The 23728-nt window shown below is 67.8% G+C and carries 23 protein-coding genes and 2 tRNA genes; 15 read left to right on the forward strand and 10 right to left on the reverse strand.

The features are described from left to right. Positions 1 to 37: 37 nt before the first annotated feature. Positions 38 to 331: a hypothetical protein gene (locus ET475_RS01270; protein WP_129385293.1), complete on the reverse strand. Its 294-nt coding sequence runs from the start codon at positions 329 to 331 to the stop codon at positions 38 to 40. 77 nt (positions 332 to 408) lie between these two features. Between ET475_RS01270 and ET475_RS01275 the strand changes: the two genes are divergently transcribed. The 7 genes from ET475_RS01275 to pstB all read left to right on the forward strand — a co-directional run bounded on the left by ET475_RS01275 (position 409) and on the right by pstB (position 8306). Further along, the gene (locus tag ET475_RS01275) at positions 409 to 1101 is read left to right on the forward strand and encodes a response regulator transcription factor (RefSeq protein ID WP_129385295.1); all 693 of its coding nucleotides are present in this window, start codon (positions 409 to 411) and stop codon (positions 1099 to 1101) included. Positions 1102 to 1135: 34 nt separating this feature from the next. Beyond that, the gene (locus tag ET475_RS01280) at positions 1136 to 3301 is read left to right on the forward strand and encodes an RNA degradosome polyphosphate kinase (RefSeq protein ID WP_129385297.1); all 2166 of its coding nucleotides are present in this window, start codon (positions 1136 to 1138) and stop codon (positions 3299 to 3301) included. Continuing rightward, complete coding sequence (locus tag ET475_RS01285; RefSeq protein ID WP_129385299.1) at positions 3298 to 4236, forward strand: NUDIX hydrolase; 939 nt, start codon at positions 3298 to 3300, stop codon at positions 4234 to 4236. The genes ET475_RS01280 and ET475_RS01285 overlap by 4 nt, the downstream gene beginning before the upstream one ends. Positions 4237 to 4357: 121 nt before the next feature. Further along, entirely contained in the window at positions 4358 to 5464 is a 1107-nt protein-coding gene (pstS, locus tag ET475_RS01290; protein ID WP_129385301.1) for a phosphate ABC transporter substrate-binding protein PstS, read from the forward strand. 10 nt (positions 5465 to 5474) lie between these two features. Beyond that, a complete protein-coding gene (pstC, locus tag ET475_RS01295) occupies positions 5475 to 6401 on the forward strand; it encodes a phosphate ABC transporter permease subunit PstC (RefSeq protein ID WP_129385303.1) in 927 nt (308 codons plus the stop codon). After that, positions 6398 to 7510 (forward strand): phosphate ABC transporter permease PstA, encoded by a 1113-nt coding sequence (gene pstA / locus ET475_RS01300; protein ID WP_422879931.1) that lies wholly within the window; start codon positions 6398 to 6400, stop codon positions 7508 to 7510. Before pstC ends, pstA begins: the two co-directional genes overlap by 4 nt. A 16-nt stretch (positions 7511 to 7526) precedes the next feature. Then, entirely contained in the window at positions 7527 to 8306 is a 780-nt protein-coding gene (pstB, locus tag ET475_RS01305) for a phosphate ABC transporter ATP-binding protein PstB (RefSeq protein WP_129385305.1), read from the forward strand. Here the strand turns inward: pstB and ET475_RS01310 are convergent, their stop codons facing one another. The 4 genes from ET475_RS01310 to ET475_RS01325 form a co-directional block, all read right to left on the reverse strand. Further along, the gene (locus ET475_RS01310) at positions 8307 to 9191 is read right to left on the reverse strand and encodes an aminotransferase class IV (protein ID WP_129385307.1); all 885 of its coding nucleotides are present in this window, start codon (positions 9189 to 9191) and stop codon (positions 8307 to 8309) included. Positions 9192 to 9481: 290 nt separating this feature from the next. Then, the gene (locus tag ET475_RS01315; protein WP_129385309.1) at positions 9482 to 10120 is read right to left on the reverse strand and encodes a DNA-directed RNA polymerase subunit beta; all 639 of its coding nucleotides are present in this window, start codon (positions 10118 to 10120) and stop codon (positions 9482 to 9484) included. Positions 10121 to 10137: 17 nt separating this feature from the next. Further along, positions 10138 to 10548: a VOC family protein gene (locus tag ET475_RS01320; protein WP_129385311.1), complete on the reverse strand. Its 411-nt coding sequence runs from the start codon at positions 10546 to 10548 to the stop codon at positions 10138 to 10140. A gap of 52 nt (positions 10549 to 10600) precedes the next feature. Beyond that, entirely contained in the window at positions 10601 to 10948 is a 348-nt protein-coding gene (locus ET475_RS01325) for a helix-turn-helix transcriptional regulator (protein WP_129393505.1), read from the reverse strand. A gap of 206 nt (positions 10949 to 11154) precedes the next feature. Here ET475_RS01325 and ET475_RS01330 point away from each other — a divergent pair, with 206 nt between their 5' ends. From ET475_RS01330 to ET475_RS01350, 6 genes are all read left to right on the forward strand, one after another. Further along, the gene (locus ET475_RS01330) at positions 11155 to 12366 is read left to right on the forward strand and encodes an SDR family oxidoreductase (protein ID WP_129385313.1); all 1212 of its coding nucleotides are present in this window, start codon (positions 11155 to 11157) and stop codon (positions 12364 to 12366) included. Positions 12367 to 12453: 87 nt separating this feature from the next. After that, positions 12454 to 12528: transfer RNA gene (locus tag ET475_RS01335), tRNA-Lys, on the forward strand. 58 nt (positions 12529 to 12586) lie between these two features. After that, positions 12587 to 12919, forward strand: coding sequence for a hypothetical protein (locus ET475_RS01340; RefSeq protein WP_129385315.1), 333 nt, complete (start codon positions 12587 to 12589; stop codon positions 12917 to 12919). Positions 12920 to 13006: 87 nt separating this feature from the next. Then, on the forward strand, positions 13007 to 13168 hold the full coding sequence (locus ET475_RS17730; protein WP_165310675.1) for a hypothetical protein: 162 nt from the start codon (positions 13007 to 13009) through the stop codon (positions 13166 to 13168). Between the two features lie 10 nt (positions 13169 to 13178). Continuing rightward, complete coding sequence (locus tag ET475_RS01345; protein WP_242497718.1) at positions 13179 to 14171, forward strand: diacylglycerol/lipid kinase family protein; 993 nt, start codon at positions 13179 to 13181, stop codon at positions 14169 to 14171. A 120-nt stretch (positions 14172 to 14291) separates the two neighbouring features. After that, positions 14292 to 15389 carry a fatty acid desaturase family protein gene (locus ET475_RS01350; protein WP_129385317.1) on the forward strand — a complete coding sequence of 366 codons (1098 nt, stop codon included), beginning with the start codon at positions 14292 to 14294 and terminating at the stop codon, positions 15387 to 15389. Positions 15390 to 15419: 30 nt separating this feature from the next. On the opposite strand, the gene ET475_RS01355 is transcribed toward ET475_RS01350, so the two are convergent. Together ET475_RS01355 and ET475_RS01360 are read right to left on the reverse strand one after the other, a co-directional pair. Further along, entirely contained in the window at positions 15420 to 16001 is a 582-nt protein-coding gene (locus ET475_RS01355; protein ID WP_129385319.1) for an isochorismatase family protein, read from the reverse strand. Positions 16002 to 16010: 9 nt separating this feature from the next. Then, complete coding sequence (locus ET475_RS01360) at positions 16011 to 18263, reverse strand: MMPL family transporter (protein WP_129385321.1); 2253 nt, start codon at positions 18261 to 18263, stop codon at positions 16011 to 16013. Positions 18264 to 18805: 542 nt separating this feature from the next. Here ET475_RS01360 and ET475_RS01365 point away from each other — a divergent pair. Both ET475_RS01365 and ET475_RS01370 read left to right on the forward strand, forming a co-directional pair. Beyond that, positions 18806 to 19009, forward strand: a complete 204-nt coding sequence (locus tag ET475_RS01365; RefSeq protein WP_129393511.1) for a cold-shock protein — start codon at positions 18806 to 18808, stop codon at positions 19007 to 19009. A 162-nt stretch (positions 19010 to 19171) separates the two neighbouring features. Next, positions 19172 to 20287, forward strand: coding sequence for a fatty acid desaturase family protein (locus ET475_RS01370; RefSeq protein WP_129385323.1), 1116 nt, complete (start codon positions 19172 to 19174; stop codon positions 20285 to 20287). Between the two features lie 53 nt (positions 20288 to 20340). Here the strand turns inward: ET475_RS01370 and ET475_RS01375 are convergent. The 3 genes from ET475_RS01375 to ET475_RS01385 all read right to left on the reverse strand — a co-directional run bounded on the left by ET475_RS01375 (position 20341) and on the right by ET475_RS01385 (position 23348). Continuing rightward, positions 20341 to 20413, reverse strand: a tRNA-Thr gene (locus ET475_RS01375). A 137-nt stretch (positions 20414 to 20550) separates the two neighbouring features. Further along, positions 20551 to 22104: an alpha/beta hydrolase gene (locus ET475_RS01380; protein ID WP_242497719.1), complete on the reverse strand. Its 1554-nt coding sequence runs from the start codon at positions 22102 to 22104 to the stop codon at positions 20551 to 20553. Next, complete coding sequence (locus ET475_RS01385; RefSeq protein ID WP_129385325.1) at positions 22101 to 23348, reverse strand: DNA polymerase III subunit delta'; 1248 nt, start codon at positions 23346 to 23348, stop codon at positions 22101 to 22103. The genes ET475_RS01380 and ET475_RS01385 overlap by 4 nt, the downstream gene beginning before the upstream one ends. Positions 23349 to 23728 lie beyond the last annotated feature (380 nt).

A 23728-nucleotide genomic window follows, 5' to 3' on the forward strand; every position in this document is an offset into this window, starting at 1 on the left:
AGCGCCATCGTGTCCATGGTTCTACTCTATCCCGGTTCTACCCGGCCGCCGCGGCGACCAAGCCGAAGACGGCGCTGATCGCTCCCAGAACGACGAGCGAGCCAAGTATGCTCAGCGCGACCCGCGAGATGAATCGCTGGGGGCGACCTGCCCACAGCTGCACCGCGAAGGAGAGGACAAGACAGCCGGCCAGCCCGATGGCGAACCACTGTGCGCGCTGCCCCGAGGGGGTGAGCACACCCACCAGCACGCCGATGACGACAGCGGCGACCCACACCGCGATGACCCCGCCGAAAGGCGTTCGGCCGACGCGCTCTGCTTCGCTGGACATGCGCCCATTCTCGCACGGCCCTAAAATGTCCCCACAACACTTCGGCCACCGTGGTCCGGCAGGTCGCAGGAGGTCGCGTGGTCCATATTCTCGTACTCAGCTCGGCTCGCGATGCCGCCCTGCCCACACTCGAACTGCTCGGACACCACGTGCAGACGATTCCGGCCGAGCCCGCGCAGCTGGTCAAGGCACCCCGTGTCGATGTCATTCTGCTCGACGCACGTACCGACCTCGTCGCGGCGAAGTCGCTGTGCCGCATCCTGACAACCACCGGACTCGAGGCGCCGTTGCTGCTCGTGGTCACCGAAGGCGGGATGGCGGCGGTCGCCGCCGATTGGGGCGTCGCCGACGTCATCTTGAGCACCGCGGGACCCGCCGAGACCGAGGCCCGCCTGCGCCTGGCCGTCGGGCGCAGCCAGGCAGCGGCCGCCGAGCCGGCGCGCGTGCAGACCTCGGGGCTGAGCATCGACGAGTCGTCGTACTCGGCCAAGCTGCACGGCAAGCCGCTCGACCTCACCTACAAGGAGTTCCAGCTGCTGCATTTTCTCGCGATGCACCCGTCCCGTGTGTTCACCCGCGAGCAGCTGCTCAGCGAAGTGTGGGGGTACGACTACTTCGGCGGCACCCGCACGGTCGACGTGCATGTACGGCGCCTGCGCGCCAAGCTCGGCGAGTTCGAACAGCTCATCGGCACCGTGCGCAACGTCGGATATCGCTTCAATGTGACCGACGATGACGAGAGCGAGGCCGCGTCGGCGCCCACGCGTTGACGCGCACGTAACCTCGGCCTGCAATGATGTGAAGATGATCGAACACGAGGTCCTGGACACCGGGCTGGATGACGGCGAGGATGACGATTTCGACCTGGAAGAGGTCTACGATTCCGAGCTGCCCGAGGGCCGCTACCTCGACCGCGAACTGAGCTGGCTGGCGTTCAACCAGCGCGTGCTCGAACTGGCCGAAGATCCGGCCCAGCCGGTGCTGGAGCGGGCGAACTTCTTGGCGATCTTCGCCAGCAACCTCGACGAGTTCTTCATGGTGCGCGTTGCGGGGCTTCGCCGCCGCATCCTCACCGGCCTGGCGGTTCCGACGAACGTGGGCCGCTCGCCGCAAGACGTGCTCACCGACATCTCGGGTGATGCGCACCGGCTGCAGCTGCGCCACGCCGACGCGTGGACCCAGCTGGTCAAGCCGGCCCTGGCCGAGGCGGGCATCGACTTTCTGACGTGGGACGAGCTCAGCGACGGCGAGCGCGACGATCTCTACCGGTACTTTCAGGAGAAGGTCTTCCCGGTGCTCACCCCGCTCGCGGTCGACCCGGCGCATCCCTTCCCCTACATCTCGGGGCTGTCGTTGAACCTCGCCATCCGGATTCGCAACGCCCGCACCGGCCGCCAGGATTTCGCGCGACTGAAGGTGCCGCCGATGCTGCCGCGCTTCGTGCGGGTGGGTGACGACTCCGCTCGCATCCGCTTCCTTCCGCTGGAAGACCTCATCGCCAACAACCTGGCCGACCTCTTCCCCGGCATGGAGGTGCTCGACCACCACGCCTTCCGGCTCACCCGCAACGAAGACGTCGAGGTCGAAGAGGACGAGACCGAGAACCTCATCCAGGCACTGGAGGCCGAGCTTCTGCGCCGCCGGTTCGGACCGCCCATCCGCCTCGAGGTCACCGATGACATCGACGACATCACTCTCGACCTGCTCGTGGACGAACTCGACATCACCGAGCAGCAGGTGCACCGACTGCCCGGCCCGCTCGATTTGGGCGGACTTTTCGGCTTAGGACGCATCGACCGCCCCGAGCTGCGCTACCCCCCGCATGTGCCGGTGACTCCGTTCGCGCTGCAGCCGGCAGAGCAGAACGGCCGCGCCGACCTTTTCGCCGCTATCCGCAAGAGCGACGTGCTCGTGCACCATCCGTACGAACCGTTCGCGACGAGTGTGCAGGCCTTTCTCGAGCAAGCCGCGAAGGATCCGCACGTTCTGGCCATCAAGCAGACGCTGTATCGCACTTCGGGCGACAGCCCCATCGTGCAGGCGCTCATCGACGCGGCCGAGGCCGGCAAACAGGTTCTGGCCGTGGTCGAGGTCAAGGCGCGTTTCGACGAGGCCGCCAACATCACCTGGGCGAGAAAGCTCGAAAAGGCCGGAGTACACGTCGTGTACGGGCTCGTCGGTTTGAAGACGCACGCCAAGCTCGCCCTCGTGATCCGCGAAGAAGAGGGCACGCTGCGCAGCTACGCGCACATCGGCACCGGCAACTACAACCCGAAGACCAGCCGCATCTACGAGGACTTCGGCCTCTTCACGATCGACGAACAGGTCGGCCGTGACCTCATCCGGCTTTTCAACGAGCTGAGCGGCTATGCGATCGAGAAGAAGTTCAAGCGCCTGCTGGTCGCGCCCCGCTACCTGCGCAAGGGCCTGCTGCGCCTGATCGAGAAGGAGCGCCGCAACGCCCTCGACGGCAAGCCCGCGCGTATTCGCATCAAGGTGAACTCGATGGTCGACGAGCAGATCATCGACGCTCTCTACCGTGCGAGCCAGGCGGGGGTGCCGGTCGAAGTCTGGGTGCGAGGCATCTGCAGCCTCAAGCCGGGGGTCGAGGGAATGAGCGAGAACATCACCGTGCGCAGCATCCTGGGCCGCAACCTGGAGCATTCGCGTATCTTCTCGTTCGCGGGCGGCGGCGACCCGCAGGTGTACATCGGCAGCGCCGATATGATGCACCGCAACCTTGATCGACGGATCGAGGCGCTGGTGCGGGTGACCTCACCCGCACAGCTCAAGTCGCTGGAGGACCTTTTCACCCTTGCGATGAGCGACGGGACCAGCTCGTGGCATCTGCAGCCGGATGGTGACTGGGTCAGGCACAGCGTCGGCGAGAACGGGAAGAGGCTGGTGGATCTGCAGGACAAGACGATGGCCAACGTGCAACGTCGGCGGCGGGCGCGAGCGGTGCGATGAGCGAGACGGCCGTCTATGCCGCCGGGGGCGTCGTCTGGCGCCTGGTCGAGGGCAAGCTGAAGGTCCTCGTGATCCACCGCACCGCCTACGCCGACGTCACCCTGCCCAAGGGCAAGGTCGACGCCGGCGAGATGCTGGCGGGCACCGCCGTGCGTGAGATCCTCGAAGAGACCGGCATCGCCGTCTGTCTCGGCGTGCCCGTCGGCGTCTCGCGCTACGCGCTGCCCAGCGGCCGCACCAAGATCGTGCACTACTGGTCGACCTTCGCCTCCGATGAGGCGATCCGGGCGTCACGGTTCGTGCCGAACAAAGAGATCGCCGCGATCGAATGGATCTCGCCGAAGAAGGCCCTGGCCCGCATGAGCTATCCGGTCGATGTGGAGATTCTGGAGAACTTCCTCGCACTGGTCGACGACGGGGTGCGACACACATTCCCCGTCGTGGTGCAGCGCCATGCGAAGGCCGCCGCGCGCGAGGAATGGGCCGGCGAAGACGCTCTGCGTCCACTGACCGCTCGCGGTACGAAACAGGCAAAGGCCATCGCCGCTCCGCTGCAGGCCTTCGGCGTGCGAAAGATCTACTCGTCTGACGCCGTGCGATGCGTGACCACCGTCGCGCCGTTGGCCGCTGCCACCGGGCATCGCATCCACCGCACCCCCGAGATCAGTCAAGACGCCTGGGAAGACGGCACCTCCGACGTGCGCGCCGCCGTCGGTGCACGCGTGCGCGCCGGCAAGGCCTCGGTGCTGTGCAGCCACGGCCCGGTGCTTCCGGACATCATGCGAGAGCTTGCCCTGGCCACCGGCACGCTGCGCGGCTCGTATCTCGACGATGCCGCCGCCCTTCCGGTGGGCGCTTTCTCGGTCGTCCATCTGTCGGCCAGCAACCCCGGATCGGGCATCGTGGCCATCGAGACGCACGAGCCGAAGATCTGAGTCTCCGGCCGTTCACCTTCCGTTCACTCGCAGAGCCCAGTCTGGTCACCGACGCGCTTTAGGTTCGTGGCGAGCCCCGCAGAGCGGGGCCGACAACCCGACAACGTGAAGGATTCACACTGTGAAGCTCACCCGCATCGCTCCCCTGGGCGCCCTGGTCGCGGCATCCACCCTCGTCTTGGCCGGCTGCGCTGCCAACGAGGCATCCGCCGACGGCTCCGGCCCCTCGCCCACCGGCGACTCTTCCGCAGCACTGTCCGGCACCATCAACGGCATCGGATCGTCGGCGCAGGGCACCGCGCAGCAGGCCTGGATCGCCGGCATCCAGACCGCGAATCCCGAGCTGAACATCAACTACGACCCCCAGGGTTCGGGAGCGGGGCGCAAGAGCTTCATCTCGGGCGCCGCCGACTTCGCCGGCTCCGATGCCGCACTCAGCGACGACGAACTGGCCGGCACCTTCGCGATGTGCGCCGATGGCACCAGCGCCATCGACCTGCCGGTCTACATCTCCCCCATCGCCATCGCGTACAACATCGAGGGCGTCGACGAGCTGAAGCTGGATGCCGCGACGATCGCGGGCATCTTCTCCGGCACGATCACCCGCTGGGACGACGCGAAGATCGCCGCGCTGAACGAGGGTGTGTCGCTTCCGGATGCCGCTATCACAGTCGTGCACCGCTCCGACGACTCAGGAACGACGCAGAACTTCACCGAGTATCTCGCGGCCAACGCGGCGGACGTGTGGACCGAAGAGCCGTCGCAGACATTCCCGTTCGCTGTCGGCGACGCCGCCAAGGGCACCTCGGGTGTCGCCGAAGCCGCCAAGAGCGCGAAGAACTCGATCACCTATATCGACGAGTCGGGAGCGGCCGGTCTGTCGATAGCGCAGCTGAAGGTCGGCGACACGTTCGTGAAGATCTCGGCCGACGGCGCCGCGGCCGTGGTCGCCGACTCGCCCCTGGTCACCGGGCGCGCCGCCGGCGATCTGGCCATCGCGATCAACCGCACCGACACCCAGGACGGCGCCTGGCCGCTCGTGCTGGTGTCGTACCTGATCGCCTGTCAGCAGTATCAGGACGCCGACAAGGGCGCCCTGGTGAGCTCGTACATCCAGTACGTGGCCGGCGACGCGGCCCAGCAGGCCGCGGCCGCACAGGCAGGGTCGGCACCGCTGTCGGCCGAGCTGTCGGCGAAGGTCATCGCCGCGGCGCAGACCATCAAGTAGTGGGAATCGAATGACGACGAAAGTCACCGTCCGCGTCGGCGACCGGGTGTTCTCCACGATCACCGTGGTCGCCGGCGCGGTCATCCTCGCCACCCTCGCCGCCGTGGCGATCTTCCTGGTGATCCAGAGCATTCCCGCGCTGGGCGCCGGCGAGGGCGATCTTCCCAACTCGGCCACGAACTTCTGGCAGTACGTCGGGCCACTCGTGTTCGGCACGGTGTGGGCGGCGTTCCTGGCGCTGCTGTTCGCCACCCCGCTGTCGGTGGGCATCGCCCTGTTCATCTCGCACTACGCGCCGCGGCGCGTGTCGCAGACGCTCGGGTACATCATCGACCTGCTCGCCGCCGTTCCCTCGGTCGTGTTCGGCCTGTGGGGCATCGTCGTGCTGGCGCCCCTGGTGCAGCCCCTGTATCAGTGGCTGGGCGACAACCTCGGGTGGATCCCGCTGTTCGCCGGCCCGGTCTCGGGCACCGGCCGCACGATCCTGACCGCAGCGATAGTCCTCGCGGTCATGGTCATCCCGATCATGACCGCCATCTGCCGCGAGGTGTTCCTACAGGCGCCGCGGCTGCACGAAGAGGCGGCTCTGGCGCTGGGGGCCACCAAGTGGGAGATGATCCGGATGTCGGTGCTCCCGTTCGCGCGCAGCGGCATCGTCTCTGCGATCATGCTGGGTCTGGGCCGGGCGCTGGGCGAGACATTCGCCGTGGCGATGGTGCTCTCCCCGGCGTTCGTCGTCAAGTTCGCCCTGTTGCAGGCGCAGAACCCCAACACCATCGCCGCGAACATCGCCCTGCAGTTTCCCGAAGCCACCGGCATCGCGGTCAACACCCTGGTCGCCTCGGGCCTGGTGCTGTTCGCCGTCACCCTGCTCGTCAACGTTCTCGCGCGCTGGATCGTCAGCCGCCGCGCCGCCTTCTCGGGAGCCAACGGATGACCACCACCGTGACAGATGCTCCCGCCCTCGCCTCGGCCGACGGCATCCCCTCCTCCGCGCCGCTGACCGGGGCCACGCTCCCGCGCGGCACCGCCTGGATGGTGCTGGCCGGCGGCTGGATCTTTGCCGGCGCCTTCTTCATGCTGCTGTGGGCCGCGGGGGTGACCACGACGTTCAGCCTGGTGGGCACGGTGTTCTTCGGCACCGTGCTGTTCGACATCGTGCTGTATGCGCTCTCCCGCATCGTCGAGGGCTCGCGCCGGGCGCTGGACCGCCTGGTCACCTCGCTGGTCTCGACGGCGTTCATCATCGCCCTGCTACCGCTGGTCTCCCTCGTCTGGACGGTCGTGCTCGGCGGCCTCGCCCGCCTCGATGTGGATTTTTTCACGCAGTCGATGCGTAATGTCGTCGGCTCCGGCGGCGGCGCACTGCACGCCATCATGGGCACGCTGCTGATCACGCTTGCCGCCGCCGTCATCTCGGTGCCGATCGGCCTGCTCACCTCGATCTACCTCGTCGAGTACGGCCGCGGCGCATTGGCGAAGGCCATCACTTTTCTCGTCGACGTGATGACCGGCATCCCGTCGATCGTCGCGGGGCTGTTCGTGTTCGCACTTTTCGCGCTCGTCGCCGGGCCCGCCGTGCGCAATGGCTTCATGGGGGCCGTCGCCCTGTCGGTGCTCATGGTCCCGGTCGTGGTGCGCTCCAGCGAAGAGATTCTGCGCCTCGTGCCCAACGAGCTGCGTGAGGCCTCGTACGCGCTCGGGGTGCCGAAGTGGCTGACGATCCTGAAGATCGTGCTGCCCACCTCGCTCGCAGGCATCGTCACCGGGGTGATGCTGGCGATAGCCCGCGTCATCGGCGAGACCGCGCCACTGCTGCTGGTGACCGGCTTCACCTTCAGCATGAACTACAACCTGTTCGACGACCGGATGATGACGCTGCCGGTGTTCGTGTACACGCAGTACACCCAGGCCGCCGGCGTGGGTGCACAGGCGTCCATCGACCGAGCGTGGACGGCCGCGCTCACCCTCATCGTCATCGTGATGGTGCTGAACCTCGCCGGTCGGCTCATCGCCAAGATCTTCGCGCCCAAGCGCGGCCTGTGATTTCCGAAGGAGACCCGTGTCCAAGAGCATCGACGTCACCGAGCTGAACGTCTGGTACGGCGACTTCCTCGCCGTCGAGGGCGTGAGCATGCATATCGCCCCGCGCAGCGTGACGGCCTTCATCGGCCCGTCGGGATGCGGCAAGTCCACGTTCCTGCGCACGCTGAATCGCATGCACGAAGTCGTTCCGGGTGCCCGCGTGGGCGGCGAGGTGCTGCTGGACGGAGACGACCTCTACGGTCCCGGAGTCGATCCGGTCGCCGTACGCCGCCAGATCGGCATGGTCTTCCAACGGCCGAACCCCTTTCCGACCATGTCGATCCGCGACAACGTGCTGGCCGGGGTCAAGCTCAACAACAAGCGCATGTCGCGCAGCGACGCCGACGAGCTGGTGGAGCGGTCGCTGCGCGGCGCGAACCTGTGGAACGAGGTCAAGGACCGCCTGGGCAAGCCCGGGTCGAGCCTGTCGGGCGGGCAGCAACAGCGCCTGTGCATAGCGCGCGCCATCGCCGTCTCGCCGCAGGTGCTGCTGATGGACGAGCCCTGCTCGGCGCTCGACCCGATCTCGACCTATGCGATCGAGGAGCTCATCGCGCAGCTGAAGACCGAGTACACGATCGTCATCGTCACCCACAACATGCAGCAGGCCTCGCGTGTGTCGGACAGGACGGCGTTCTTCAACATCGCCGGCACCGGCAAGCCGGGAAAGCTCATCGAGTACGGCGACACGGCGACGATGTTCACGACACCGCAGCAGCAGGCGACCGAGGACTACGTCTCGGGCCGATTCGGATAGTCAGTCGCGCGGGCTGAGCAGATAGTCGTTGATGGATGCCGTCAGCGCGCTATCGGCGGAGAGTTCGACGCCGTCGACGGCGCTGATGGGAGCCGCCAGCCGAACGCTGGAGACCAGCCACGCGGCATCCGCCCTCATCAACGCCTCGACCGGAAGCGTCTCGTACGCCGTCGAATGCCCGAGCTGTGCGAGGTGCTCGAACAGGCTGATCTGGGTCGTGCCGTGCAGGATGCCGCTGCCCGCGGCCGGCGTGACGAAGCGGCCGTCCTTCTTGAGGATGAGCGAAGCTGTCGGCGCCTCGAGCAGGATGCCGTCACTGGAGACGAACACCGCGTCGTCGGCTCCGCGCCGGTGCGCCTCGCGGATCGCCGCCATGTTCACCGCGTACGACAGCGTCTTCGCGCCCAGCAGCAGCCATGGCGCTCGGTCGGCGGCGCCGCTGTCGATGCCCCGGTCGAGGGTGACGACGCGGATGCCGCGCTCGCGCACCGCGCTGTTGTCGGCCGCTGTCGCGGCGGTCACCCAGGCTGTCGGGGCGGGGCCGTGCTCGACTCCGCGGCTGAGGATGAGCTTTATCACCGACTCGCCCGCGCCGCACGCGGCCGCCGCGCGCCCGATGGCCTGCCGCCACTGGCCGAGGTGCGGCGCGGGCAGATCGCACAGCGCCGCGGAGTGCGCGAGCCGTTCGAGGTGCGCCGCGACCTCTTGCGGATGACCGTCGACGACGCCGATCGACTCGAAGATGCCGTCGCCGCGCTGCGTGCTCAGTTCGCTGACGCTCAGCGCCGGCGCTGCCGGGTCGAGCACCGTGAACGTCGCCGCGAAGTCATCGCAGGCATCGTCGGAGGCTGCCGGGTCGATGAGCAGGGCGAAGTGTGCGGCCATGGCTCGAGCTTAGGACGGCGGCGACCCGGCCCCGGCGCGTTCGTCTCGCAGGACGTTTTTTGCGATCCCGGGAGTGTCGGCGGCGTGTCGGGGCCCCTGGCGCAGATCTTCCTGCGAGACGAACGCCGCCGGCCGACCCGGGAGGGGAATAGGGCGGGGATGCCGTCGGTTAGACTTGATCGGCCGGGCCGCAGTAACCCCGGGCTCCATCTTCTGCCGCTTCGAGCGGCCTCGCGCCGAGAGGCGTTCTGCGGCCCGGCATTTTCCTGCCCGCGCGCCACCCCGCCGAGTCAGCTCAGCGCGTCCATCCGCCACAGCGCCGCGGCCGCTGTCAGGTCGCTCGCGATGGTGGCCAACCGCGCGGCTCGCGTGGTCAGCGTCGTGGCACGCTCGGGCTCGGTGCCCTCGTAGTCGTCGGCGACGTGGGTGGCCCCGGATGCCTGCACCCGGCTGAACGCGGCGGCGCGCTCGAGCGCCACGGCGAAGTCGCCGTCGAACACCCCTCGAAGAATCCGGTCGACGGTGGCGACGAGCTCGTCGGGCCCCGACGGCACCGGCGCGCCGGCGATCACCGGGTCGACCGAGGTGATCTCGACGCGGCCGCGCTCGTACAGCAGCGCGGCCGTATCGGGGTCGCGGTGGATCATCAGCTGCAGCAGATACAGGTTCCACAGCGCACCGGGAAGGCTGCGGGCGGGCGACCGTGACCACAGCTCGGCGATGTCGTCGATACCGTGCGTGCGGGTGAAGTCGACGAGCCGGTCGACGATCTCGGATTCGGGGTCGGCGCGCACTCGCGAGAGCAGCGCCGTCGCCGTGGAGTGCGCGACCCGCGTCGCCTCAGCAGGATCGTGCGCGCCGAACAGCCGGTCGAGTTCTTCACCGGCGCGCCGCACCGGCTTGTGAAACTCCCTGCCCGATTGCTGCACGCGTCAAGGCTACGCCGTCATGCCGTTCCGTTGATCCGCACGAGGTTGCCGGCCGGGTCGCGAAAAGCACAGTCGCGAGGACCCCACGGCTGGTCCATCGGCTCTTGCAGCACCTCGGCACCGGTCGCCCGGATGCGCTCGAACGCGGCATCGAGGTCGCTCGTCGCGAACACGATCGGCCCGGGACCTGCGCCCTTCGCGACCAGTCGGGCGAGCACTTCGGCGTCTTCCGGCGAGCGGCCCGCGCCCGGTGCCGACAAGACGAGCACGACGCCCGGCTGATCCGGCACCCCCATGCTCAGCCAGCGCCATCCGTTACCCGAGACGTCGTTGAGCACACTCAGGCCGAGGGCATCCCGATAGAACTCGAGAGCGGTGTCGACATCGTCGACGGTGAGTGGAAAATATCCGAATGTGATGTCTGTCATGCCGGTAACGGTACGCGGCGGCATCCCACCGTGCTTCTCCGATCCTGCTCGATCAGACATACCTCGTCGGCCGGGTGAGAACCCTCGCGAAGCACTCCGGCAGAGCCTCAGCGTCGTCGTGTTTGCGCGCACGGTACGCGCTGGGCGTCTCGCCGACGATCTCGGTGAACGTCGAGCTGAATGACCCCAGTGATGTCGCGCCCACGGCGGTGCAGGCATCCGTCACCGACATGCCCGCGCGCAGCAGCATCATCGCCCGCTCGATGCGCCGGGTCATCAGATACGCATACGGTGTCTCGCCGTACGCGGTCTTGAACTCGCGCGAGAAGTGCGCCGGCGACATGAACGCGCGCGCGGCCATCGTCGGCACGTCGAGCGGTTTTGCATAGTCGCGGTCCATCAGATCGCGGGCGCGACGCAGGTGTGCGAGCGTCTGGGGTGTCTGCGGGGCGGATGCCACGGTTCGAGGCTATCGGCGCCGCGTTCAGAACTCATCCCATCGGGTGCAGAACGGGCCCGACCGCGTCGTTCGGGCACCCCCGCGGACGAGATCGGATGAGTTTTGAACGCCCGACCGACGCGTCCGACCCGCAGTAGCCTCGAAGCATGCGCATCGCCATCGCCGGAGGCACCGGAACCGTCGGGCGCCTGGTCACCGACCTCGTGCGCCGTCATGGCCACGAACCCGTCGTCATCTCCCGCTCGACGGGCATCGACCTGCTCAGCGGAGACGGGCTCGACGCCGTGCTGGCCGGCGTCGATGCGGTGATCGATGTCACCAGCACGGCATCGATGTCGGCAGCGGCATCCATTCGGTTCTTCGAGACCGCGACCCGCAATCTTCTGGCCGCCGAGCAGCGCGCCGGGGTGCGGCACCATGTCGTGCTGTCGATCATCGGGATCGACAGCGTCGAGAAGGGGTACGGCTACTACCAGGGCAAGCGCGCGCAGGAGCACATGGTTCAGACCGGGCCGATTCCCTCCTCGCTTCTGCGTGCCACGCAATTCCACGAGTTCGCCCGGCAGATGTTCGAGCGGATGAAGGTGGGCCCGTTCGTGCTCGTGCCCACCATGCGCTCGCAGCCGATCGAGGCGGCCGAGGTCGCCGCCCGACTCGTCGAGCTGGCCGAGGGTGTGCCTGCCGGACGGGTGACCGACATCGCCGGACCGCGTGTGGAGCGCATGGCCGACCTCGCCCGGCGCTATGGCCGCGCGGCCGGACTGCCGGGGCGCGTCGTCGAGCTGTCGCTTCCGGGTGGCTCGGGACGTCAGATGCGCGACGGAAGCCTTCTGGCCGGCACCTCGGCGCAGCTGCGCGGACAGGACTTCACGACATGGCTGCGCCAGCAGACAGGGTCAGACGGCGAGGCGAAGGCGCAACGTCCGATGGGGGTGGCGGGCATTCCGCTCGTGCGCGCCCCGCTCCCCCAACCGCCCGAGCCGTCGCTGACGAACGCCCGCGAACTGATCGCGGGGCTGCAGACGGCCGGAATGCCGATCACCCTGACCATTGACGGCGACGAGCGCCGGTTGCCCGTAAACATCGACGAGGCCGCGTTCCGCGCGCTGCAGGAGGGCGTCGGCCTCGTGCTCACCCGCACGCGCGGGGTGGATGCCGCGGCCACGGTGCGCTATCTGGCGCAGGCGGTCGAGATCGAGGTCAGCCACGGGCCCGGCAGAGTGACCCCGCACGCCCAACTGTCCGCGACGCTCAGCCGCTCGCGCACCGAGATCCGTCGGCTGGGCGGGGCCGTGGCATCCGGCCCCACCGCCGACGGCGGGTTTCGCGTGTCGGCGACGATCCCGACACCCGGCTGAACGAGCGGTGCCACTCACACCGGTTGAATTCCGTCAATGGTTTAGACTGCCGACAGGTGCCGCACATCTTGTACGGCACTTATGTTCGCCCCCGTAGCTCAGAGGCAGAGCAACCGGCTTTTAACCGGTGGGTCGAGATATCGTAATTCTCCGGGGGCACCATATTCTCGTTGTACGCCATGGCTCCGACATCGCGGAACCTCGGCGACAGCAGGAGGCAATGTTGTTCACACTCACCGACGACGCGTGCGTCATCGTGAAGGCGATCGCCGCGCAGACCGCAGGCGGGCGCGAAGCCGGGGGCATCCGCGTCTATGACGGGTCTGACCGCGGCACCGACTTCGCTCTCGAACCGGCAGACGGCCCGGAATCGGGCGATGTCGTGCTCGAGCAGTCGGGCGCGCATATTTTTCTGGCTCCCGACGTCGTCGACGATCTCGAAGACTTCGTACTTGAGGCAAGCGTGGGCCCCCAGGGCGTCGTCGACTTCTCGTTCGGCACGAACGGACCGCAGGGCATGACCGACGTGCGCTCGACCGGTCACGTGCACTGAGCCACGCCGACCCGGCGCGTGTCCCCGTCCAGGCGAGGCCACCGGCGACACCTCGCTATCCACCGCCGGCCAGCGTAGCCTTCGGGTATGTGGACACTCATCGTGATCCTGCTCATCGTCTGGGCCGTGCTGTCGGTCGTGGGGTTCGCCATCAAGGGCCTGCTCTGGCTCGCGGTGATCGGAATCATCCTGTTCGTGGGCACCGTGGTGGTGGGCGCAATCCGTCAGCGAGCTCGTCGCCGCCCGTAGGCTTCGACATGTGAGCGAGCAAGACACAGAGCCGCAGGATTCGGCGGCACCTCGTCGAGCTGCCGTCATCGTGAACCCGGTGAAGGCCGATGTCGCGCGCCTGCGCGCCGCGGTGCACGCCGAAGAGCAAAGCAACGGCTGGGCATCGTCGACGTGGTTCGAGACGACCGCGGCCGACCCCGGTGGCCAGGCCGCCCGAGCAGCTTTGCAGAGCACTCCGACTGTGGTGATCGTCGCCGGCGGCGATGGAACACTGCGGGCTGCGGCCGAGGAACTGCACGGTTCCGGTGTGCCGATCGCCATCGTCGCCTCAGGCACCGGAAATCTGCTGGCGCGCAATCTCGATCTCGTCGCCGATATCGAGACCGGTGTGCACACCGCGTTCACCGGCGAGACGCGCCCGATCGACGTGGGCGTCGTGCGCCTCGAACGCGGCGATGAGCCCGCGACCACCCACGTGTTCCTGGTTATGACCGGCGTCGGGTTGGACGCCCGCATGGCCACCGATACCAATGAGGCGCTGAAGAAGCGCATCGGCTGGCTCGCCTATGCCGATCCGATCAGCAAGTCGGTGATGGGCAACAAGCGCTTCACTCTGCACTACCGTGCCGATGGTGGAGCCGAGACCGCGGTGCGTGCGCACACCGTGATCGTCGGCAATTGCGGCACCATCACCGCCGGCATCCTTCTTCTTCCGGATGCCGCCCCCGATGACGGCCTCCTCGACGTCGTGCTGCTGCGCCCGAAGGGATTCTGGCAGTGGCTGCGCGTGGGGTCCCGGCTCGGGCTCAACCGGGTATTGCATCGCACGCACAGCGCCCGTGCGGCGACGCGGCCCGGCGGCAAGTGGCGCGAGATGCGCTACCTTCAGGCACGAACGCTGAGCGCCCGGTTCGACGTCCCCGAGCCCACCCAGTTGGACGGCGACGCCTTCGGCACGGCAACCGGCGCCGAGATCACGGTGCTGCCTCAGGCGCTCGGCATCGTTCGCGCCCAACCCTGAGAGTCCACCCCGATCGGCCCGCCGGCACCCCACCGCGCGTATGGTCAGACTATGGAGCTGTGACGAGTCCCAGCATCGGTTCGTCGGTCGGCCCCACCTCGCGGACGAGGGGAGCGACAAATGTCCGACATCCGCACCACTCATCCTTCGCCTCTCGGCGCGAAGGGCTCGCGCGGAGCCAGTGAGTACACCGAACTGGCCAAGACGATCCGAGCGACGGGCCTTCTGCGACGGCGCTACGGCTACTACTGGTCGAAGCTGATCGCCCTGCCACTGACCCTGGGAATCGGCATCACGGCGTTCGTCTGGATCGGCGACACCTGGTGGCAGCTTTTCACCGCGGCTGTGCTGGCGATCGTCTTCACGCAGATAGCATTCCTCGGTCACGACGCCGCACACCGGCAGATCTTCGTCTCCGGACGCTGGAACGACTGGATCAGCCTCATCCTGGGCGACCTGTTGGTCGGCATGAGCTACGGCTGGTGGCAGCACAAGCACACCAGCCACCACGCCAACCCGAACAAGCTCGGATCCGATCCTGACGTCGAGCTTCCGGTCATCGCACTCACCGCCGACAAGGCCGCCGTGCCGCACGGGGCCCTGTTCACGTGGTTCCGCGCGCACCAGGGCATCTTCTTCTTCCCGCTGCTGCTGCTGGAGGGTCTTTCGCTGCACGCCTCGGGGGTGCGGCGGGTCACCAGCGGCCGTCACCTCGATCGGCGCTGGGTCGAGATCGGCTTCATGAGCGTGCGGTTGATCGGCTTCACAGCCTTGGTGTTCCTGGTGCTCTCGCCGGGCATCGCGTTCGTGTTCCTGGCCGTGCAGCTCGGGTTGTTCGGCTTCTACATGGGCGTCTCCTTCGCTCCCAACCACAAGGGCATGCCGATAGTGCCGGCTGACGTCACGCTCGATTTCCTGCGCCGTCAGGTGATGATGAGCCGCAACATCCGCGGCACCCGCTTGCTGGATGTCGCGATGGGCGGATTGAACTATCAGATCGAGCATCACCTGTTCCCGTCGATGCCGCGTCCGCATCTGCGCCGCGCCGCGCCGATCATCTCCACGTACTGCCGTGAGCACGAGGTGCCGTACATGCAGACCGGGCTTCTGACCTCGTACGTGATTGTGATCCGCTACATCAACCGTGTGGGCCTGGGTGAGCGCGACGTGTTCAGTTGCCCGCTCGTCGAGCAACGTGCCTGCTTGACCACCGAGTGACCGGGCCGCAGCGTCGTCAGCGCAGCGTCGTCAACCCAGGCCCGTGGCCAGTTCGGCCCCGGCATGGGCGAGTTCGGCCATAGCCGCCTCGCTCGATTCCGCGGCGACGCCGGCGATCAGGTCGGTGAAGATGCGCACGTGCCGGCCGCGTGCGAGAGCGTCGAGGGCCGAGGCCCGCACGCAGTAGTCGGTTGCGATGCCCGTGACGTCGACGTCGACGATGCCGTGCTCGTCGAGCAGCTGCTCGACGGTGCGCCCGTCGTCGGTCACGCCCTCGAACAGCGAGTAGGCAGGCTTGCCCTGCCCCTTCTTGACGTGATGGGTGATGGATGCCGTCACCAGGCCGGGATCGTAGGCGGCGCCCTCGGTGCCGGCCACGCAGTGCACCGGCCAGGTGTCGACGAAATCGGGCTCGCCGGTCGCGAAGTGCCCGCCGTTGTCGTTGTCCGCGTCATGCCAATCGCGTGAGGCGACGACGATGTCGTACGCACCGGCCCGGTCGGCCAGCAGCTGTGAGACGCCGGTGGCCACGGCATCTCCGCCGGTCACGCCCAGCGCCCCGCCCTCGGTGAAGTCGTTCTGCACGTCGATGATGAACAGTGCGGTGCCCATGCCTTGAGACTACCCATCACGTTCGGTCGCGGCATCCACTCCCCTGCGCCAGAGTTTCGAGGGCCACCAGATCGCCCGGCCGATGTCGTACGAGACAGCCGGCACGAGAAGCGAGCGCACGAGGAAAGTGTCCAGCAGCACGCCGAACGCCACGATGAAAGCTATCTGCGCGAGGAACAGGATCGGGATGACGCCCAGAGCCGCGAACGTCGCCGCCAGCACGAGCCCGGCCGAGGTGATGACCCCGCCGGTGGCCACCAGGCCCCGCAGAATGCCGGGCCGGGTGCCGTGCCGGCGCGACTCTTCGCGCACGCGCGTCATCAGGAAGATGTTGTAATCCACCCCCAGCGCCACCAGGAACACGAAGCCGTACAGCGGCACGGCCGGATCCGCCCCCGGAAAGTGGAAGAGATGGGTGAACACCAGCGCCGAGACGCCCATCGCCGCCACGAACGACACGATGACCGAGGCCACGAGCAGAATCGGTGCCAGCACCGCCCGCAGCAGCAGCATGAGGATCACCAGGATCACCGCCAGCACGATCGGGATGATCAGGGTGCGATCGCGGATCGAGGTGTCGTTCGTGTCGATGTCGGTCGCGGTCACCCCGCCCACCTGGGCGGCGTCGGCACCGACGCTTTCGGCGAGGCCGGCACGCAGGTCACGCACGACGTGCTCGGCGGCGGACGAGTCGGCGGGATCGGCCAGGGTGCCGATGAGCAGCACCTGAGAGTCCGAGACGGTCGGCTCGGGTGAGGGAGTGCCGGGCGGGCCGGCTGCAGTGAACACCGGCTCGCCGTCTTTCAGCGTGACCGCCGCCTGCCCGGAGGCGGAGTCGGCGGATGCTGCCGCGAGCGATTCGATGCCGGGCGCGGCATCCATCGTCTGCAGCGCCGCGGTGAGATCGTCTTTCGCGACCAGTACGTACACCGGGCTGCCGCTGCCGGCGTCGAAATGGTCGCCGAGCACGTTCTGGCCGTCGCGGGCCTCGGAGTGACCGATCACCAGATCGCTGGTGGGCACGCCGTCTGCCTTCAGTTGCAGGATGCCGGTGCCCGCCGCCAACAGCACCACGAGGCACAGCATCCACACCGGGCGAGCATGCCGCGCGACCAGGCGGGCTTGGCGAGCCCAGAACCCTTTCACCGGCACCGTGAGGTCGTCGGGCACGGTCGCTGCCGGCGCGCGCGGGATGAACGGCCAGAAGGCCGCGCGACCCACCAACGCGAGCAACGCGGGCAAGAAGGTCAGTGCCGACAGCATCGCGAACGCGATGCCGATCGAGGCGATGGGGCCCAGTGCACGGTTGGTGGCAAGATCGCTGAGCAGCAGGCAGAGCAGACCCGCAATCACCGTGCCGCCCGAGGCCAGGATGGGCTCGAACGCCCCCCGCCACGCCCGCAGTGTGGCACTCCACCGGCGTGCCCCGTCGGCGACCGCCTCGCGATATCGCGCGACGTACAACAGGGCATAGTCGGTTGCCGCGCCGATGACGAGGATGAAAAGGATCCCCTGCACCTGCCCATTGAGTACGACCACGCCCGCTTTCGCGAGCCACCACACCGTCAGCAGCGCCACGCACAGGGCGAAAGATGCCGTGGCCAGCACCAGGATCGGCAGCAGCGGCGATCGGTAGACGATCACGAGGATGACGAACACCGCCAGCAAAGCCACGCCCAGCAGCAGCCCGTCGATTCCGAGGAAGCCCTGCACGAGGTCGGCGGTGAACCCCGCCGCACCCGTGATCCACGCCGTGGTGCCCTGCGGCAACCCCGCATCGAGCGCTGTCCGCACGGCGCCGACCGCATCGGAGACCTCTTCGGTGGTCAGCGGCACGAACATCTGAGCGGCCTCGCCGTCGTCGGAGACGATCGGCGGCGACACACTGCCGACCACTCCGTCGACATCACTCAGACGGTCGGCCAGATCGCGCAGACCCGAGATCTGGTCGTCGGTGAGCTTTCCGTCACCGGTGACCACGACCACCGCAGGCATACTGTCGCTGCCGGTGAAGTCGGTGAGTCTGTTCTGCACGACGGTGGACTCGGCCGAATCGGGCAGATATGCGGCGTGGTCATTGGTGGACACCTCGCCGACCTTGCCGAAGTACGGTCCGCCGACAGCACCGCCCACCAGCCACACCAGCACGAGCAGCACCGGGATGCCGATGCGCACCCATCGCGTCGGATCGTTGTTCTGCTGACGCAGCTGACGTCGCGTGAGCGGCTCGGAACTGCGCGGCTGTGAATCGCGCGATGTCATCTCGCCAGCCTATCGAGCCGGTTGTGGACCGCGCCGCGGCAGCCTGAGGAGGCAGCGTGCTAAGCTGAACTGTCCACTCCGGACTTTCGCACGTCGTGATCCTGTTCCTCGCCGTCGAGCAGCAGACGGAACGACGTTCCCAACCGGCCATGATGCCGCATCCACCGATAATCTTCCCGCGCGTGATCAGCCCGCGCTTCTTCACCAAGGTTCCCATGTCTTCCGACTTTCCCCTCTCCGTCCCGGCCGTGCACTGGCGCCAGGCCGACGACGACGTGCATGTCGCACACTTCGGTGTCGGCTATGCCGGCTTCATCGAGGTCACCCCACGCGGATTCGCCGCTCACGGTGGCCGCGGTGAATCCCTCGGCCTGCACGCCACCCGCGACGACGCGGTCGCCGCGGTCGAGGCATCCCTCGACCTCACCCCCTCGACTCCGACGGAGGACACCATCCGCCGTCGCACCCGCCGTCCGCTCCGCACTCGTCGGCGCGGCACCCCCGGTCGCTCAGGCGGCCCGAACAACAGAAGGAAAGACACGATGGCCACTGGCACCGTGAAATGGTTCAACACCGAGAAGGGCTACGGCTTCATCGCTCCCGACGACGGCTCCGCCGACCTGTTCGCGCACTACAGCGCGATCACCGGCAACGGCTTCAAGGAGCTGCGCGAGGCGCAGAAGGTGGAGTTCGACGCCGAGCGCGGCCCGAAGGGCATGCAGGCGGCCAACATCCGCCCGCTCTGATCCTCCCCATCGGTCGGGGGCCTGAGATGGCCCCCGACCGATGATCATCTGTGCAGGGCCTGCGTATTCCCCTTGGCGCACACAACGCCGCGTATGGTGGGCAACAAGCGATCGGCGTCCGCCCTTGGCTTTCCGGCCTCGGGGTCCTGATCGAAAGCACAGGTGCATCTCATCTCCTCCACCGTTTTGGAGTCCCGCCTGGGGCCCGTTCGTCAGACGTACGCCGGCACCGCGGATTTCCCGCCGATCGCGCGAGCATTCACCGACATCTCCCACGTCGTGCGCGAGAGCGGCCTCTTGCGCCGCACCCCCTGGTTCTACGCCCTCGTGGGCGCAGCCATCGCCGTCGGCTTCGGCGGCTGCATCACCGGGTTCATCCTCTTGGGTGAGAGCTGGTTCCAACTGCTGATCGCGGGTGCCCTCGGCATCCTCTTCACCCAGGTCGCCTTCCTCTCGCACGAAGCCGCCCACCGCCAGATCTTCGCCTCCGGGCGCATGAACGACCGGGTGGCGCGCATTCTCGGCAACGCCATCGTCGGCATGAGCTACTCGTGGTGGGACAGCAAGCACAGCAGGCACCACGCCAACCCCAACAAGGTCGACAAGGATCCCGACATCCAGGTCGACACGATCTCGTTCCTTGACGAAGACGCCGCCCAGGCGCGCGGCATCCGCCGGATGATCACTCGGCGTCAGGGCTGGCTGTTCTTTCCGCTGCTGACTTTCGAGGGCCTCAACCTGCACCGACTGTCGCTGCAGCACCTGTTCGCCCGGGGGCCCGTGAAGGGCCGATGGACCGAGCTGGGCATGCTGGCGATCCGTTTCACGGTGTATCTGGTGCCGGTGTTCCTGTTGCTTCCGCTGGGCATGGCCTTCGCGTTCCTCGGCGTGCAGCTGGCCGTGTTCGGCGTGTACATGGGCGCGTCGTTCGCTCCCAACCACAAGGGCATGCCGGTGATCGCCCCCGATGCGAAGCTCGACTTCTTCAGCAAGCAGGTGCGCACCTCACGCAACGTGGGCGGTGGCTGGTGGGCGACCTGGCTGATGGGCGGCCTCAATTACCAGGTCGAGCACCACCTGTTCCCGAACATGCCGCGGCCGCATCTGGCACGCGCACGCGAGATCGTCATCGAGCAGTGCCGCACCTTGAACGTGCCGTATGTCGAGACGTCGCTGTGGCGCTCCTACGCCATCGTCATCGCGTATCTGAACCGCGTGGGATTGGCCGCACGCGACCCGTTCGAGTGCCCGATGGTCTCGTCGTACCGGCGCGCCTGAGCGTCGCCCGCAACGGCAGAAGGCCCCCTCTTGCGAGGGGGCCTTCTTTGCGGAGCCACCTAAGGGAATCGAACCCTTGACCTGCTCATTACGAGTGAGCCGCTCTGCCGTCTGAGCTAAGGTGGCGTGCGGTGTGCACGATCATCGATCTTACATGGTCGTCACCCGCCTCGCGAACGCGGGGGCCGGATGCGGCATCCCCCGCACCCGCTGCTGCCGGATGCGGCATCCCCTGCACTCGCTGCGGGCGCAGCTGTCCGGGCTCAGCCCTCGCAGCGGATGTCGCCGTCGGGAACCGTGCCGTCGACGAAGTAGTCGTTCACCGCGTCGTCAACGCAGCTGTTGCCCTTGTTGAAGCCGGTGTGGCCCTCGCCGACGCGTGTGATGAGGATGCCCGAGTCCAGCTGCTTGGCCAGCGACTGGGCCCACGCGTACGGCGTCGCGGGGTCGTTGGTCGTGCCGATCACGAGGATAGGTCCGGCGCCGGCAGCGTGGATCTGCTCACGCACCCCGGTGGCCTCAGCCGGCCAGCTCTCGCACCCGTCGATGTCGACGCTCCAATACGGGGCGATCGTGGGGGCCTTCTCCTTCAACGTCTTCTGCGCTGCCGCGATCTGCGCGTCGGTGGTGTCATCGGGGTAGTCCATGCAGTTGTAGGCGGTGAAGGCCTCCTGCGAGTTGTCCTGGTACTTCCCGTCGACACGGTTGAAGTAGAAGTCGGCGAGTTGGAAGGCGATTCCCGGATCGCCCTTGGCGATACCGGCCAACGACTGAGTGAGGTATTGCCAGCTGTCCTGCGAATACAGCGCTGCGACGATCGAGGTGACCATGGCGTCGGCCCCCAGCATCCGGCCGTCGTTGTTGCGCAGCGGAGACCTGTCGACCTTGGCCAGCAGCGCGCCCAGATCGGCCATCGCATCATCGACGGATCCCGCGAACGGACAACCCCGGGTCTTCAGACATGACGCCATATAGGCGCGCAGCGCCGATTCGAATCCCACCGCCTGCGTCACGCTGACGTCGATACTCGAGGTCGACGGGTCAAGGGCGCCGTCGAGCACGAACTTGCCGACCTTCTCGGGGTACAGGTTCGCGTATGTCGCTCCGAGGAAGGTGCCGTAGGAGTAGCCGAGGTAGTTCAGTTTCTTGTCGCCGAGCACCGCACGCAGAAGATCCATATCGCGCGCGGCGAATTCGGTGGTGATGTAGGGCAGGATGCCGTCGCTGTTCTTCTCGCAGGCCTGTGCGAAGCTCTTCGCCGAATCGAGCACCTCTGTGCGCCACGCCGCCGTGCCGCGCGGTGCGGACGGGATGTCGAACAGGAAGGCGTCCATCTGCTTGGCGTCGAAACACTTCACGGCCGTCGAACCGCCGACTCCCCGGGGATCGAACCCGATCACGTCGTAGTGCTTCGACAGCTCATCGCCCACCGCGTAGTCGAGCGAGTCGCGAATGAGTTCCACGCCGCTGGCTCCGGGACCGCCCGGGTTCACCAACAGCGACCCCTGCGACGAACCGGTCGCCGCATGCCGGATGATCGACAGCGAGATCGCCCGCCCGCCCGGATCGTTCCAATCCAGCGGCGCCTCGACCTTCGCGCACTCGTCAGAGCCCGTGCACGGCGACCAGTCGACGGTCTGCGTGTAGTACGGCAGCAGTTCGGGCGCCACGCCCTCGGCGTCGGGAGACGCACTCGAGGTCGGCTGCGACGTTCCTTCTCCCCCGTCGGGGATGAACGTGAAAAGGCAGCCGGTGAGGGCGATGGATGCCGCGGCCAGGCCGGCGACGACGGTCAGCAGACGGGTCTTGGTGTTCACGGGGTCCTTCCGCTGGCGACGGTGATCAGCATGCTCTCCAGTGCGAGGGCCGGAGCCACATTCTGTTCGAGGTTCTTGCGCGTGGCCGCAATCGCGTCGAGCACGGTCAGCGTGCGGGCCGGTCGCCACGCCTCGGCGACCGCGCGCAGCTCGGTCTCGAACTCGAGGTTGATGAGATCGACGGTGCGGCCGAACTGCACCATGAGCACGTCTCGATACAGCGACTGCAGATCGGTGAGCACCCGGTCGATGCCATCGCGCAGACTGCGCGTCGCGCGGCGCTTCTGGTCGTCTTCGAGCGCCTTCACCTGCGAGCGCACAGCCGGGGGTACCGCCGCCCCTTCAGCGACCCCCATCGTCGCCAGCAGCTGAGCCCGCTCAGCCTCATCGCGCTCGGCCGTCAGCGCCTTGGCGTCGTCGGTGGCGCCGGCGACGATCTGCGCAGCCGCCTCGACCGCCGTCGACACTCCGCGCACGCCGAGAACGGCGCGCATCATCTCGTCGCGCCGTGCGCGGGCCGCGGCATCCGTCGCCAGCCGCTGCGCCATGCCGATATGCCGCTGCGCGTGGCGCGCCGACTGCTCGGCGGTCTGCGCGTCAACCCCGGTGCGTTCGGCGATCAGCGCGGCGACATCGGCGATCTCGGGGTCGCGTAACCGCAACACGCGCACGCGGGAACGGATCGTGGGCAGCAGATCAGCGTCGCTGGGAGCACACAGCACCCAGATGGTGCGCTCGGGCGGCTCTTCGAGCGCCTTCAGCAGCACGTTCGAGGTGCGCTCGCTCATGCGGTCGGCGTCTTCCATCACGATCACGCGATAGCGGCCGAGCGACGGCGCGAAGTACGAGCGCTCGACGAGCGCGCGGGCGTCTTTGATCGAGATGATGACGCCCTCGGTGCGCAGCGCCGTGTAGTCGGGGTGGGTGCCGGCCAGCACCTGGCGCATGACGATCTCGTCGCCGGGCTCGGCGATGAGAGCGGCGGCGAACGCTCGAGCGAGCGTCGACCGCCCCGAGCCGGGAGGCCCGGTGATGAGCCACGCGTGGGTCAGCTCGGCCGGGTCTGCGGCGGCGGCCCGCAGGGCGCTCACCGCGGCATCCTGCCCCCACACCTCACCCCAGGGCACCGTGCGCTCGGAGGCTGCGCCGTCGGGGGTAGTGGTGGGGGTGGTGGTGGCGGCAGGGGTGGCGGCCGGGGTGGCGCCGTCAGGGATCCGGGGCACAGTGGGAGTGGCGGCATCCATGCCGACCAGCCTAACCGCCGGATCCGACACGCGCCGCCGTGCCGGCCGCGCCATACTCCCTTGCCTCACCCGCGGCGGTGCCGGCACTCCTGTTCCCTTGCCGGCCGCGCCACGCTGTCTTACCCACCCGCGGCTCCGCCGCCACCGCGCGTGCGGTGGTGCCACCGGCGCCCCACGGACCCGCGTGTCACGGAACATGCGGGATATCCCGGGTGAGGTCACCGCTACCGGGACACGCCCCACGGCGGTGTCACACAAGATGCGGGATACCGCGCACCAAGCCGCCAATACTGTGACATCCCCTGCCGCCCCACCCGAGGCGACGCCGCCGCCCTGCCCGCGGCGGCGCAGCCACCCTGCCCGCGATGGTGCCGCCACCG

The sequence above is a fragment of the Microbacterium protaetiae genome, from assembly GCF_004135285.1.
In the GTDB taxonomy this organism is placed as follows: domain Bacteria; phylum Actinomycetota; class Actinomycetes; order Actinomycetales; family Microbacteriaceae; genus Microbacterium; species Microbacterium protaetiae.